Source organism: Kovacikia sp. CALU 1929, from assembly GCF_056784235.1.
In genome coordinates this window covers 31,197-43,588 of sequence record NZ_JBXBCF010000073.1, presented here as the reverse complement: position 1 = coordinate 43,588, position 12,392 = coordinate 31,197, and the positions used below count along the sequence as shown (strand labels likewise).

The 12,392-nt window shown below is 50.7% G+C and carries 13 protein-coding genes and 2 pseudogenes; 8 read left to right on the top strand and 7 right to left on the bottom strand.

The features are described from left to right. Window positions 1-67: 67 nt before the first annotated feature. Both AC1S52_RS18000 and AC1S52_RS17995 read right to left on the bottom strand, forming a co-directional pair. Complete coding sequence (locus AC1S52_RS18000; RefSeq protein WP_482030422.1) at window positions 68-757, bottom strand: Uma2 family endonuclease; 690 nt, start codon at window positions 755-757, stop codon at window positions 68-70. 315 nt (window positions 758-1,072) lie between these two features. Continuing rightward, window positions 1,073-1,615 (bottom strand): hypothetical protein, encoded by a 543-nt coding sequence (locus AC1S52_RS17995; RefSeq protein WP_482030421.1) that lies wholly within the window; start codon window positions 1,613-1,615, stop codon window positions 1,073-1,075. 54 nt (window positions 1,616-1,669) lie between these two features. On the opposite strand from AC1S52_RS17995, the gene AC1S52_RS17990 reads away from it, so the two are divergent. The 3 genes from AC1S52_RS17990 (at window position 1,670) to AC1S52_RS17980 (ending at window position 3,881) form a co-directional block, all read left to right on the top strand. Further along, window positions 1,670-1,906: a DUF2811 domain-containing protein gene (locus AC1S52_RS17990; RefSeq protein ID WP_482030420.1), complete on the top strand. Its 237-nt coding sequence runs from the start codon at window positions 1,670-1,672 to the stop codon at window positions 1,904-1,906. A 148-nt stretch (window positions 1,907-2,054) separates the two neighbouring features. Continuing rightward, on the top strand, window positions 2,055-2,846 hold the full coding sequence (locus AC1S52_RS17985; RefSeq protein WP_482030419.1) for a RecB family exonuclease: 792 nt from the start codon (window positions 2,055-2,057) through the stop codon (window positions 2,844-2,846). Between the two features lie 75 nt (window positions 2,847-2,921). Continuing rightward, a complete protein-coding gene (locus AC1S52_RS17980) occupies window positions 2,922-3,881 on the top strand; it encodes an aldo/keto reductase (protein WP_482030418.1) in 960 nt (319 codons plus the stop codon). On the opposite strand, the gene AC1S52_RS17975 is transcribed toward AC1S52_RS17980, so the two are convergent. Continuing rightward, window positions 3,845-4,432 (bottom strand): hypothetical protein, encoded by a 588-nt coding sequence (locus AC1S52_RS17975; RefSeq protein WP_482030417.1) that lies wholly within the window; start codon window positions 4,430-4,432, stop codon window positions 3,845-3,847. The genes AC1S52_RS17980 and AC1S52_RS17975 overlap by 37 nt on opposite strands. 433 nt (window positions 4,433-4,865) lie before the next feature. On the opposite strand from AC1S52_RS17975, the gene AC1S52_RS17970 reads away from it, so the two are divergent. Further along, on the top strand, window positions 4,866-5,948 hold the full coding sequence (locus AC1S52_RS17970; RefSeq protein ID WP_482030416.1) for a dipeptide epimerase: 1,083 nt from the start codon (window positions 4,866-4,868) through the stop codon (window positions 5,946-5,948). 54 nt (window positions 5,949-6,002) lie between these two features. On the opposite strand, the gene hetR is transcribed toward AC1S52_RS17970, so the two are convergent. The 3 genes from hetR to AC1S52_RS17955 form a co-directional block, all read right to left on the bottom strand. Continuing rightward, window positions 6,003-6,905, bottom strand: a complete 903-nt coding sequence (gene hetR, locus AC1S52_RS17965) for a heterocyst differentiation master regulator HetR (RefSeq protein ID WP_482030415.1) — start codon at window positions 6,903-6,905, stop codon at window positions 6,003-6,005. Between the two features lie 589 nt (window positions 6,906-7,494). Then, window positions 7,495-8,343, bottom strand: a complete 849-nt coding sequence (locus AC1S52_RS17960; protein WP_482030414.1) for an ABC transporter permease — start codon at window positions 8,341-8,343, stop codon at window positions 7,495-7,497. Further along, complete coding sequence (locus AC1S52_RS17955; RefSeq protein ID WP_482030413.1) at window positions 8,344-9,387, bottom strand: ABC transporter permease; 1,044 nt, start codon at window positions 9,385-9,387, stop codon at window positions 8,344-8,346. A 14-nt stretch (window positions 9,388-9,401) separates the two neighbouring features. Between AC1S52_RS17955 and AC1S52_RS17950 the strand changes: the two genes are divergently transcribed. The 3 genes and pseudogenes from AC1S52_RS17950 to AC1S52_RS17940 form a co-directional block, all read left to right on the top strand. Next, a complete protein-coding gene (locus AC1S52_RS17950) occupies window positions 9,402-9,578 on the top strand; it encodes a hypothetical protein (protein WP_482030412.1) in 177 nt (58 codons plus the stop codon). After that, window positions 9,523-9,676, top strand: a pseudogene (locus AC1S52_RS17945) (IS4 family transposase); the annotation flags it as partial. The gene AC1S52_RS17950 and the pseudogene AC1S52_RS17945, both read left to right, overlap by 56 nt. 95 nt (window positions 9,677-9,771) lie before the next feature. Continuing rightward, window positions 9,772-9,871: pseudogene (locus AC1S52_RS17940) on the top strand (IS4 family transposase); the annotation flags it as partial. Between the two features lie 149 nt (window positions 9,872-10,020). Here the strand turns inward: AC1S52_RS17940 and AC1S52_RS17935 are convergent. Further along, complete coding sequence (locus AC1S52_RS17935; protein WP_482030411.1) at window positions 10,021-11,991, bottom strand: S9 family peptidase; 1,971 nt, start codon at window positions 11,989-11,991, stop codon at window positions 10,021-10,023. 103 nt (window positions 11,992-12,094) lie between these two features. Here AC1S52_RS17935 and AC1S52_RS17930 point away from each other — a divergent pair, with 103 nt between their 5' ends. Further along, the gene (locus AC1S52_RS17930) at window positions 12,095-12,391 is read left to right on the top strand and encodes a hypothetical protein (protein WP_482030410.1); all 297 of its coding nucleotides are present in this window, start codon (window positions 12,095-12,097) and stop codon (window positions 12,389-12,391) included. The last annotated feature ends 1 nt before the right edge of the window (window position 12,392 follow it).

Below are 12,392 nucleotides of genomic sequence, written 5' to 3'. Positions count from 1 at the left end.
AGAAATTAGAAATAGGTCAGCAGGCAACGTGATAGTAGATCCAACATTGGCATCGGCTACTCATCGGTCACTGTGATAATTGCTGCACAAAAGCTGCCTGCTTTGGTGCAGCCAGTCCTTGCTGTAACACGGTCAAGACTTGCGCCATATTCCCTGCTAACAACTCTTCCACCGCTAACCATAAGCCCGGAAAGACTCGACTCCGAATTACGCCATCCTCATCAACTGGCAGCGGCACATACTCCCCTTCTTGCAAATAAAACCAGTCCAGCTTTTGTTCAAACACTTGCCAGACTATGTACTCTTGAATGCCATTGCGACGATAAACACGTTTCTTGTCCCCCAAGTCGATCGCCGCACTACTCGCCGCAATCTCCGCCACTAATTCCGGTGCCCCTTCGACATAATCATCCTCACTCAGTCGTGCCTGCCCACCACACTGCTCCTGAATCAGCAGTATGGCATCAGGCTGAGGTTCATTGTCCAGGTCTAGCCGAACCGTCGGTTCGACCCCTAACTCCACACCCAATGTGGAACTTTCGTAAACGCCTAGCCAGGTGATTAAACGTCCGTGGGGCTGCCCATGACTTCTAAAACGTAGGGCAGCCGCCATATACACTACTCCTTCAATCAGTTCAGCTTTTCTCAAATGAGGCATGGCAGTAAAACGCCGCTCAAATTCATACCGGTTCAGGCGGTCTCCACTTTCCAACTGAGGAATTGGTAACGGCTTCTGTTCAGAAGGTGTTTTGCTCATTCGTTGCACCATGAATTTGGGTTTCAAGTGGGCATTCTCTAATTTTACCGTTGCTGAGTTTGAAGCCTATTCACCAAGTCATTTAAGGCGAAGGATTATGGATTTACTAACCTCAAAAACTGTACAGGCGAGTTTAGCAGCCGAATCATCAACTGGGTGACGCTATCGGTAAACTTGCCCTTTGTATTTGACAAACTACTTGACAAACCTGCCAAATTCCTAATCCGTTAAATTCCTAACTTGTCAAAATCGCTTGATATGCAGCCCCTTTCCCTTTCTATAGCAATCCCAGGAGCAACCGTAGGGGCAAAATCATCAAATCAATACAGGCGAACTGTTTTCGATAAACAAACCCTGACTTTTGAACATTTTGCAATTCTTATCAAAGTGCCCGGTTTTCCCCACAGTTTCCACACTGTTTCCACAGCATTGTGGAATCTTCTCCACACTTTCTCCACAGGTTTTCCACAGTTCGGCATCACTTTTCCACAGGCAGAACGAAGCAATCGGGCTTTGACGCTTTCCCTTTAAACCTTGCTTCAGTGACAGAACGACCTCATCCAAAAATGGTTTTCGTAAAGAAATGTAACAAAAAATGGCGTGAAATGCCCATTCTCTCGTAGACGTTTTGCGGGATTCAAAATGTCTGTAACATTTCTCAGCATTGACAATCACCCTTAGGCGGCTGCACAATGATGCGACCAACCTAAAGAGCGCACTGACCCCGCCTGGTTCAAATCTGCACCCCAACCATGTTTTGGCAGCAGAGATAGCAAAGGCAGGTCTGGTTTGCGCTAATTTTGGCTGCGTTAGAGCGATCGCCATAGCACCCGCTTGCCGCTTAGGAACCCTTAGCATCGCGCTAAAGCTCATCCATCGACTCCATTCACCAGTATGAGATTTGAGGCTTCTATGAACAGTACGGTTAGTCTCCTTGTTGAAGTTCCTGAAGTTTTACACGAATCCCTCAGAGCCTATTTGGAAATGCGTCCTGATTGGGACCAGGACCGGGTGTTTACGGCTGCATTGTCTCTGTTTTTGTTGCAAAACCGGGGGACAGATTCTGCTCCAGAACCCCTATATCAACGTCAGGCATCCCGTATTTACCTGGACACCATGTTTAAACGCCCGGTAGGACAGAACAACTAAAAGTGGAGCAGAAGGATGAAGTTAAGAGTTGAAAAAACAGTGACCACTGACCAATGACCAGTGACCAATCACTGCTTCCCTCCCACCCCTTACCCCATCACCTCCCCTAACCCAGCGGGTTCCGGACATTGCAATTTATTCAAGCAGTATGGCTTACCAGATCTCAGCAACCAAACTTCAGGCATATAACCGCTGCCCCTATGCCTACTATCTGCGGTACGAGCGGAGGCTAACTACAAATGAGTTTTTTGGCTCAGCATCTCTGGGGATTTCTCTCCATCAGGCGCTGGCTCAATGCCATCGGGATTGGCACTACCGCGAACCCCTACCCGATCTGCGCTGGGTGCATCACTGCTGGCAACAGCATTCCACCGGGTTGACCTCTAGCCAGGTTTCAGAAGGGTTAGAAATTCTGGAGAATTACTACCATAACTTCATTGCTAACGAAGTCGCTCTGACTCCACCCCTGGCAGTGGAAGGTCGGATTCAGGGCTACTTACAGGTCGAAAATCTGGAGTTTTTGATTGGAGGACGCTATGACCGACTCGATTTTCTGCCCGATGGACTGGAACTGATCGATTACAAGTCTGGTCGGGAAGCAAAACTGCCTGATGACTCCGAAATGGACATCCAGATTGGACTTTATTACCTGGCACTGGAGCAAACCTACCATCAGAGTTTGAAATACTTGAGTCTATTGTTTCTTCGCACAGGAGAAAAGATCCGCTTTGAGGCAACGGAACAGCACAAGGAACGAGTGCAGAAGATGATTGGCAATCTGGCAGTGCGGTTACGCTATGACCGGGGGTGGGAACCTGCGCCGGGGGCACAGTGCGATCGCTGCACTTTTTCACGCTATTGTTCGGCGGTCACTGCCAGCCCCGTTCCTCTACCAGAAACCCATGCTAAATCTCAGCTTCAGCTCGTTCTGAACCTTTAGAAGGAGTTGTGAGTTCTAAGTTTTGAGGTATGAGTTAAAGGACTCTTCACTCATTACTTCTTCAAGGATGCAGGTATGGAAACACGAGAACTCGGTCAATCAGGCATCCGCATCACTCCTATCATCACGGGCACGTGGCAGGCGGGCAAAGCCATGTGGGTAGGGGTTGAGGATGCAGAGACAATTAAGGCAATTCGATCAGCCTTTGATGCCGGAATTACAACCGTCGATACGGCTGAGGTCTATGGGCAGGGACACTCCGAGGAAGTGGTGGCAGAAGCATTGTCTGATGTCCGGGATCAGGTGGTTTATGCCACCAAAGTCTTTTCCAACCATCTCAAGTATCCACAGGTGATCGATGCCTGTGAAAACTCCCTTAAACGATTGAAGACCGACTACATTGACCTCTACCAGATTCACTGGCCTTCGGGGTCTAACGGTAGCGAGGTCGTGCCGATAGAGGAGACCATGCGCGCGCTAAATGACCTGAAACAGCAGGGCAAAATTCGGGCGGTCGGGGTCTCCAACTTTTCTCGCGCTCAAGTAGAGGAAGCGGCTCAATACGGGCGTGTCGATAGTTTGCAACCCCCTTACTCCCTGTTTTGGCGATATGTTGAAAAAGAAATTGTCCCCTACTGTGTTGAAAACCAAATCTCCATCCTTGCCTATTCACCAATGGCACAGGGACTACTCACAGGTAAATTTGGTCCCAATCACCAGTTTGACGAGGGGGATCACCGGGCGAAAAACAAACTCTTTCAGGGTGAAAACTATGTCCGTGCCCAGCAAGCGCTGGAAAAGCTGCGTCCAATTGCAAATTGCTACGAGACTAGCCTGGGTAACCTGGCACTGGCATGGTTAGTCGCCCAACCTCAGACGAGTGCGATCGCCGGGGTGCGGAATGCTGAGCAGGCAGTTCAAAACGCCAGAGCAGCGGCAATTCACCTTTCCGAGGCAGATCTGGCAGAAATCGACAAAATTGGGCGCATCGTTACCGATCACCTGGATGAGAACCCGGTCATGTGGAACTGGTAAATTGTTTTCCAGGCATTCACCGTGCCCCTGCCAATTTCCATATCCCTGGTTCTGCCATCGCTCCAAACCACCCGGATGGGCATATTTCCCGCAGGGGCACTCGCTAAAGCGGCTGCCAGTTCAGGCGACACTGCCCCTCCCTCATAGGTAAAAACCTGTCCAGCGATCGCAAACTGAAGGGAACTTGGAATGCTGTTAATTGAGTAGCGGCGATAAATTGGCTCCTGGTCTGCATACCGGCTGTATCGCTTTCTGCCGCGCTTGTCGTGGTAGGTGCTGGTGCGCCAGATGGTTCGATAACCAACAAATTCTGAGCGATATTCGGTGTAAGTCGCCCGAATGCCACTCTGGGACCAACTGGTGACAAACGCGAAGTCGTTGGTAAAGTGCTTGTCGTAAACGATTTTGCCGTCAAATGGATTTTCGACCACCCTGGACCATTCAACATTGGCATTTGCGCCAACGGGAGCTGGTTGAACCGCAAAGACAGCAGGGATGGGGCTAAAAAAGACTCCCAGACTAATCCCTAAACTGAGTAGTTTTTGTTTCACTTGGGCACCTCCGAACCGGGAGATCCTTCTACTGTGGAATCTATTCTGGAATCTAAAGACGAATGCACTAAATTAAGCAACGAACCCTGATCAGAATCTCCAAAAGCTCAAGGATTTCGGAGGTCTAAACTCGTTCGGTCAGGGCTATTCATCTCAAAACCATTCATTAACCTGATCTTCAGAGCAGAACTCGGATATTTCGCAAAGTTATCCTGGATTGCCTTGCGATTCCGATCGCCTGATGGCATTACTGATCCCAGCAATAGATTTAATGATGATACAAACTCACTATAGCTATCCTACCTGGTAGTCTGCCAAGCAAATTTTGAAGGGTTGCAAACTCTTCAAAACCCCGTAAATTGGTTTTTCTGGGTTTAGCTTACCAGGCAAAATTCCTTTGGCGAATACTGGATTGTGAGAAAGGATACAGACTATGCAAATTCGGATTGCCACCTTTACGGTGCATAAACGGTTTGCCCTCACGATTAGTCGGGGTACGACCGCTCAGACAACCAATGTGTGGGTTGAGGTTGAGGATGAAGGCATTCGGGGCTGGGGGGAAGCCTCCCCCTTTTCCGTTGGGGAACAGCCCCAGACCACCGAAGCGATCGCCCGCTCTCTGCAAAAAATTGTCCCGTTACTGAAAGCACTCAGTCCCCTGGAGCGCCAGCGCGTCGAGCAACTGACCCTGGATGCTCGCCTCCCGTCAGCAGCCCGCGCCGCCCTGGATCTTGCCTTACACGATTGGGCAGGCAAACGAGCAAATCTTCCCCTATGGCAAATGTGGGGGTTGGATCGCGATCGCATCGTCCCCACCTCAATCACGATTGGTATCAGTTCCCCAGAGATTGCCCAACAGCGTGTGCTGGCATGGCTGGGGAAAGGCACCATTACCATGCCGCGGCAAGGGATTCAGGCATTAAAGCTGAAACTGGGTAGCTCAGGGGGCGTAGATGCCGATAAAGCCATGGTGCTGGCAGTCAAAGAAGTTGCCCAGGGAATCTCTAAAATCAGCGTTGATGCCAATGGCGGTTGGAACCTGACGACGGCTTTAATGATGGGCGACTGGTTAGCAGAGCAGGGGGTTACCTACATTGAACAACCCTTAGCAAAAGGGCAGGAAGGCGATTTACCAGAACTCTATCAGCGATCGCCCCTGCCAATTTTTGTCGATGAAAGCTGTTTCACCAGCTACGATATCCTGCCCCTGGCAGACCGGGTACATGGCATCAACATCAAGCTGATGAAGTGTGGTGGCTTAACCGAAGCCATCCGCATGATCCAGACAGCTAAAGCCTGCGGTCTCAAAATCATGTTTGGCTGCTACTCCGACAGTGCCTTACTCAACACTGCCCTTGCACACCTTTCCCCCCTGGCAGACCATCTCGACCTCGACAGCCATCTAAACTTGCTAGACGATCCCTTTACCGGCGCAGTTTTTCAGAGTGGACGAGTGTTGCCAACGGAACTACCGGGGTTGGGGGTAGGGAAGAGGGAACGGGTGAAGGAAGGGTGAAGGATGAAGGCAGAGGAGCAGCTAACCACTGACTAATGACCACTGACTGACCACCTACTTCTCCCCCGGTCCCAGCACCATTTGCAGCACAAACGGATCACCCCCTGATTTGTGATACTTGTCTGCCCAGGCGCGGATGACTTCGTCGAGTTCTTCCATTGCCTGATCCAGGCGATCGCGGGGAATGTCTAGCTCTTCTAAGATGCGCATCACTTTGGAAAGCCGTGATGCCCAGGCGTTCATCAAGCGAAAGTAACGGGCAGTATCCTCCACCATGATGTAAGTTCGTTCTTCCTCATCGGCGGGCGAGTAGGAAGCGCGGGTGAGGGCATAGAAAGGCATCCCCCAGGGAGAATCTATTCGGGTGACGGTGCCAGAGTAGATTAAACGCCGCTTGATGTGTTCTGCCAGAGCTTCGCTGAGCGGCATCTGGCGGTCTTCTGGCAGATCTTCCTGGGAACGGGTATGGAGAAACTCAATCAGGTCGAGGAACTGGAAGGAGTTGACTAACTGAGCATCGGGCAAACCTATCTGAGGTAGCTTTGCCTCAATTTGTCGTTTTTCTTCAGTGGTGAGGCTGGTACCGGGAACCCGCGATCGCCCCGGTTGCCAGGGATATTGTTCTAACCACACATAGGGAAGCTGGATCAGATAGCGTGGTTCCTGAGAACCCAGCATTTTCAGCAATTTGCCCTCGGTTAGTGCCTGCCGGACCTCCTCAACAATTGCTTTCACCCGCTTCGGCTCAATGTGGTGCAGGTGCCCCGTCATCCGGAGGTTTTGATCCTGCTCCAGATAGGTCATATAGATGGCGCACTTAGCCGCAGTGGCAGCCGCATCCAAAAAAGCTCCGTGGCGATGCCCACTCGTCCGCATCGCGCTAAACGCTAGATAAAGCATGATCTGATCCATTGCACTGGGGCTAAGACGTTTGATCAGATCGAGGTCATTGGTCATGTCAGACAAACAGAAAGTTAGAAAAAACGCTCAGAAAGAAAACTTAAAGTCAGTGATTTCTACTAGAAATAAGTGCCTTCTCAGCTCAATTACTATACCGCTGGAGCGGAAAGATTGAACTATTTCTGGTACCGAGATCACTAAAACTTGATTCTCAAACCCTACCTACTTATTTAGCCTAATAATTCCCCGATTTGCAAAGATTTGGGCATGTTGCCACAAATTTCTATTCAAACTTGAGCCAATGAGCTTAAAAACTGAGTGATCGATCACACCATCGCAAAGGAACCGACTGCTTCTGGAAATGATAGGGGTAATTAGGCAACGATGGAGTACCGGTTTTCGCGTTGTTCAAGCCGACCACTGCCTCGGTGAAACAGGCGATCGCGGCTGATAGAATCTTTAGGAGTAGAGGACATGGGGGACTGTTTGCTTCTCTGGACGGTCTCATAAGAGGTTTCAGAAATTAGCCCGACCAGTAGAGCGCACAACAAGAAATGAAGCCACATAAAAAAAGCCATCCGTCTCAAGGGTTTCTATTCCCTGATTACGGAGCTTTTATGGGCAGATCAGGATAAAACTGAAAAGTTCAGATGGAGGAGCGTGGGTCAAGTCCATCCCGCAAGCCGTCCCCTAAAAGGTTGAACGCCAGAACCATCAGGGTAATCAATAGCCCAGGAAATAGCGTTGTCCAGGGCGAAGTTAGAGAATATCCTCCTTTGAAAGCATCCGATAGCATGGTGCCAAGTTCAGGGGTTGGGGGTTGGGCACCTAAGCCCAAAAATCCCAATCCTGCTGCCTCTAGTGTGGCAGTCCCCACAGATAGACTTGCCTGCACAATCACTGGCGGCAAACAGGCAGGCAGAATGTGGCGCAATAGCAATCGCACGGGTGCTGCTCCCAGTGCCCGAACTGCCTGCACAAATTCCTGTTCTCTCAGAGAAAGTACCATAGCGCGAGTCAGGCGGGTGAAGATAGGAACCTGTACTACTCCCACCGCAACCATTACGCTGGGTAGACTGGGAGCCGTGACTGTAACGATCGCGATCGCTAGTAGAATCGACGGAAACGCCAGCAGAATATCTGTCACCCAGCCAATCACCGTTTCCAACCGTCCTCGAAAATACCCGGCAATCAGCCCTAGGGTCATCCCTATCGCTAACCCTAACGCGACGGAAACGACGCTCACCAACAGCGATGTGCGAATACCATACCATACCAGAGTCAACACATCCCGCCCCAGAGCATCGGTGCCAAACCAGTGAACTGTACTGGGAGGAGATAATCGCGCCAGGTAATCCCGGTCTGTTGCCGGGTCATAGGGGCGCAGCATGGGAGCAATCAGCGCCAGAAAAAATAGGGCGATCGTCAGTACCAGCCCAATCTTTCCAGAGGGAGACTGCCAGAAGCGGCGAACAGCACGTTGGGTGAGAGACATTTACTTATATTGAATTCTTGGATCAAAAAAAGCATAGGAAATATCGACTAGCAAATTGATTAGGACAAAGGCGATCGCGACAAATATGACACCACCCTGCACTACGGGATAGTCGCGATCGAGGATGCCGCCATAGATCCAGGAGCCGATGCCGGGCCACGAGAAAATGGTTTCAGTCAAAATGGCTCCCCCAAGCAGGGTGCCAAATTGAAGCCCGACAATGGTGCTGATAGGCAGGAAGGCATTTTTCAAGGCATGGCGCAGGATGACCCCACGCTCTGGTAGTCCCTTTGCTCTGGCGGTGCGAATGTAATCCTGGGATAGTGATTCCAGCATGGCGCTGCGGGTAATACGAGCCAAAATTGCCAGGGGAATTGTGCCTAGTGCGAGAGCAGGCAATACCAGGTGAGCCAGCAGGTCTTTTAATGCTGCCCAGTCGAGCCGGAGCAAAGCATCTAATAAATAAATGCCTGTTAGTGGCTGGAAGTTAAACCCAACCTCGACACTAATCCGTCCGCTTGGAGGTAGCCATTGCAGATTGACTGAAAACAGATAAATTAGCAAAAGCCCCAACCAGTAAACCGGCAAAGAAACTCCCAGCAATGAACCACTCATTAGCAGGTTATCCAGCCAGCTATTTTTGCGCATGGCTGCTAGAATACCCGCTGGAATGCCTGCTACCAGGGCAACCAGCATTGCTGCCAGGGATAATTCTAATGTGGCAGGAAACCGGCTTCTCAATTCATCCGCAATCGGAATGCCACTGATAATGCTGTTACCCAGGTCAAACCGAAGGAAATTACCTAAAAAAATAAGGTACTGAACGGGAAGGGGTTGGTTCAGCCCTAACTGTTCTCTGAGCGCAGCAATTTGTTCCGGGGTTGCCCGCTCTCCCAATAGCACGACAGCGGGATCGCCAGGAATGAGATGGAGAAAGCAGAAGACCAGAAGGGTAATTCCCAACAGAACAGGTAGTAAACTCAACAGACGTTTAAGGATGTAGAGCCACACAGAGAAATATTGGTTGAATAGTAGACGATCCACCTAAGCATGACCAAATGGCTAAAATCAAGCACTGCTTCACCCACTCACCCATCATCCATCTATCCACGGCGTTGCTGAATCAAGATATGAACCGAAAAATTTGCCTTCATCCCCACCCTTCTCCTTTGGGCTATCCTGTGGTGGTTAATCGAGCGATTTCATTTCACCCTCAAAAGTGGCTGTCGGATTGAAGCCTTGCAATTGGAAACGGCAGGACGTTTGCTCAATGCCCTTGGCACCTACTCCATTGTGGTTTGGCGGTTGATATGGCTCACCTATACGGCAAGGCTCTCGCCCGATGAATCGTGTGTCACCGTCTTACACCCGGCTGAATGGAAATTACTGCGACGCAAGTTTGAACCGAAAAACCGCTCTCAAAAGCCACCCACCATTCGTCAAGCGGTGCGATGGATTGCCCAACTGGGAGGTTTTTTTAGCGCGTGCAGGTGATGGAGAACCAGGATTGAAAACCCTGTGGCGAGGGCTTGGAGTGCTACATCATTGACTCGAAGGGGCGCAACGAGCTGCCAAAACCTAAGCCCTGTCACGGCTCGCTGACTTCTGCGTAATGGATAGCCCCAAGGAGAAGAGCTTTCAGAGACTTCCTGTTCCCTCTTCCGAAGGGTGAGGGCACTAAATGATGGGACGAGTGCGATCGCTTTGAAGATTCTCAATCATTACAGGTTCTATCTCATCTGCGATCGCAAACCCAAACACCTTGGAGTAAAAGTAAAATTCCCCATCGATTGTGCGTTGAATATTTTCAGCTTTGCGGAAGCCGTGTTGTTCGCCTTCGTAAAGCACGTAAGCGACGGGTAACCCTTTATCTCGTAAAGCATTGACCATCATTTCTGTCTGTCCGGGGGGCACAATTTTATCTTCGTCGCCCTGGAAGAAGATAACGGGACAGTTGAGGCGATGGGTGAAATGGATGGGCGATCGCTCCACATACAAATCCTTTTGTTCCGGGTAAGGACCAATTAGACTATCCAGATAGCGTGACTCAAACTTATGGGTGTCGGTTGCCAGCGCTTCCAGATCGCTGACTCCGTAAAAACTGGCACCCGCCTTAAAGATGTCGCGGTAGGTGAGTGCCGCCAAGGTGGTATAGCCGCCTGCACTGCCACCATCAATGACCAGACGGTTGCCGTCTACCTCACCCTTGTCTGCCAGGTAACGGGCACCGTTGGCACAGTCATCCACATCCACAACACCCCAGTTGCCCTTCAACCGTTCGCGGTATGCCCGCCCATAGCCAGTACTGCCCCCATAGTTGACATCCAGTACGGCGATGCCTCGGCTCGTCCAGTACTGAATCCGCAGATTAAAGGCAGTCGAGGTAGCAGCCGTCGGTCCACCATGAATTTTCACCAGTAGAGGTGGACGTTCTTTTTCAGGAGCAGTGTAATCCTTGTTCCGAGGCGGATAGAAAATGCCATAAGCCGTTAATCCATGTTCGGTTGGAAAGGCGATCGCCCTCGGTTCCGACAAATAGCCCGGATCAATTTTTAAATCGCTGGAGCGGCGCAGCACTTCTATTTGCTGACTAGCCAGGTCCAGTTTCAGGATTGCTGCCGGTTCTGTAGCCGAGCCTGCACTAAGCACCACCTTACCCGGTACAACATGAATTCCACCCAGATTGGTATAAGGCGTTTCAATGGGTTCTAGCTGTTTGGTTTCGGTGTTGAGCATTGCCAGGTAAGAAATCCCTTCCTGGCTGTAGGTGCAGATGAGCCGTTCTGCCGATTCAAAGGCATAGTTGGACATACCAAAAATCCAGTGGGGAAACCCAAATTCGGCTTCCATCGGGCACAGCGGCTCAATTTCTCCGCCCTCTGGGCTTCCCTGCCAGCGGTACAGATTCCACCAGTTGGTGCGCTCACCAATAAAATACAGCACCCCATCAGGGGACCATTCTGGTTGCACAACGGACTCTTCTACCCCCCCCGCAATCTTCCAATTTTTTCCAATCGAACCATCAGCCGTAATCTCACCGACCCACAGTTCTGTGCCATCCCAGGGCATATTGGGATGGTTCCAGCACAGCCATGCCAGAAGCGAACCATCCGGGCTAAGTCGGGGTGAGGAGTAGAAGTCACTCCCCGCAACTAGAACTGCCTGCTCCGGGTCACTACCATCCAGACGCAAACTGGCGATCGTGTTCACGGCTTCCCCAGAGCCAGTATGATCTTCCCGAACACAAATCATTCGTTGCCGCCTCGCATCAATCACCCCATCGGCATAACGCCAATCCTTTTCGGGCGTAATGGGCACGGGTTCTTCGCCCAACTGCTGACGGTACAACCGTTGGTCTGCAAAGTTAGAGAAATAAACCGTTCCCTGATAAACCGTATAGGAACCCCCTCCATACTCATGCACACGAGTTCTAACATTGAAAGGAGGTGGTGTCACATCGGTCATCTGCCCATCTGGAGTGAGCCGCAGTATCACATTGCGTCCTGCTTCTTGAGGGCGCTGTTCATTCCAGTACACATCGTCCCCATCCAACCGCACCTGCCCCAATCCAATGCTCCCGGCAACAATCAACTCCGATGTAATCGGAGACTTCCAGGATCCGTAGGGGGATACTTTGGGTTCAGCCATCACCTTTCTCCAACCGCTAATATGAGGGATGAGCGATTACACTCAAACACGTCTCATCATTCATACCTCATAACCATTCCTCATTACTCTTACCTTAGTTGCAATGAGAGCCAGAATCGACGACCAGATTGTTTTCATTCACCATGAAGATGTGCCGGAGTACAAAAAAGGTGGCTCTATAGTACGGAACAACTACTTTTGGGCACTCCGGTCGATCGCCGCTCAAGCTTATCGGCAACGCGATTGGGAATATGAAGCAGAAGTCTGGCTGGCACTCCAGCGAATGCTGCTCTCCTTTAGCGAGTCTGGTTATCTGGGATTGAGTGAAACCCTGCTGGAGTTTTCACCTGATCAGGCTGAAATTCCGATTGTGCTGAAGCCCGTTGCTACCTGGCTATAGC

Bases quoted from the DNA above. Each gene is read 5' to 3' on its own strand.
- AC1S52_RS17930 (WP_482030410.1), top strand. From the start codon at position 12,095: ATGAGAGCCAGAATCGACGACCAGATTGTTTTCATTCACCATGAAGAT.
- AC1S52_RS17995 (WP_482030421.1), bottom strand. From the start codon at position 1,615: ATGCTAAGGGTTCCTAAGCGGCAAGCGGGTGCTATGGCGATCGCTCTA.
- hetR (WP_482030415.1), bottom strand. From the start codon at position 6,905: ATGACCAATGACCTCGATCTGATCAAACGTCTTAGCCCCAGTGCAATG.
- AC1S52_RS17990 (WP_482030420.1), top strand. From the start codon at position 1,670: ATGAACAGTACGGTTAGTCTCCTTGTTGAAGTTCCTGAAGTTTTACAC.
- AC1S52_RS17935 (WP_482030411.1), bottom strand. From the start codon at position 11,991: ATGGCTGAACCCAAAGTATCCCCCTACGGATCCTGGAAGTCTCCGATT.
- AC1S52_RS17950 (WP_482030412.1), top strand. From the start codon at position 9,402: ATGGCTAAAATCAAGCACTGCTTCACCCACTCACCCATCATCCATCTA.
- AC1S52_RS18000 (WP_482030422.1), bottom strand. From the start codon at position 757: ATGAGCAAAACACCTTCTGAACAGAAGCCGTTACCAATTCCTCAGTTG.
- AC1S52_RS17980 (WP_482030418.1), top strand. From the start codon at position 2,922: ATGGAAACACGAGAACTCGGTCAATCAGGCATCCGCATCACTCCTATC.
- AC1S52_RS17970 (WP_482030416.1), top strand. From the start codon at position 4,866: ATGCAAATTCGGATTGCCACCTTTACGGTGCATAAACGGTTTGCCCTC.
- AC1S52_RS17960 (WP_482030414.1), bottom strand. From the start codon at position 8,343: ATGTCTCTCACCCAACGTGCTGTTCGCCGCTTCTGGCAGTCTCCCTCT.
- AC1S52_RS17985 (WP_482030419.1), top strand. From the start codon at position 2,055: ATGGCTTACCAGATCTCAGCAACCAAACTTCAGGCATATAACCGCTGC.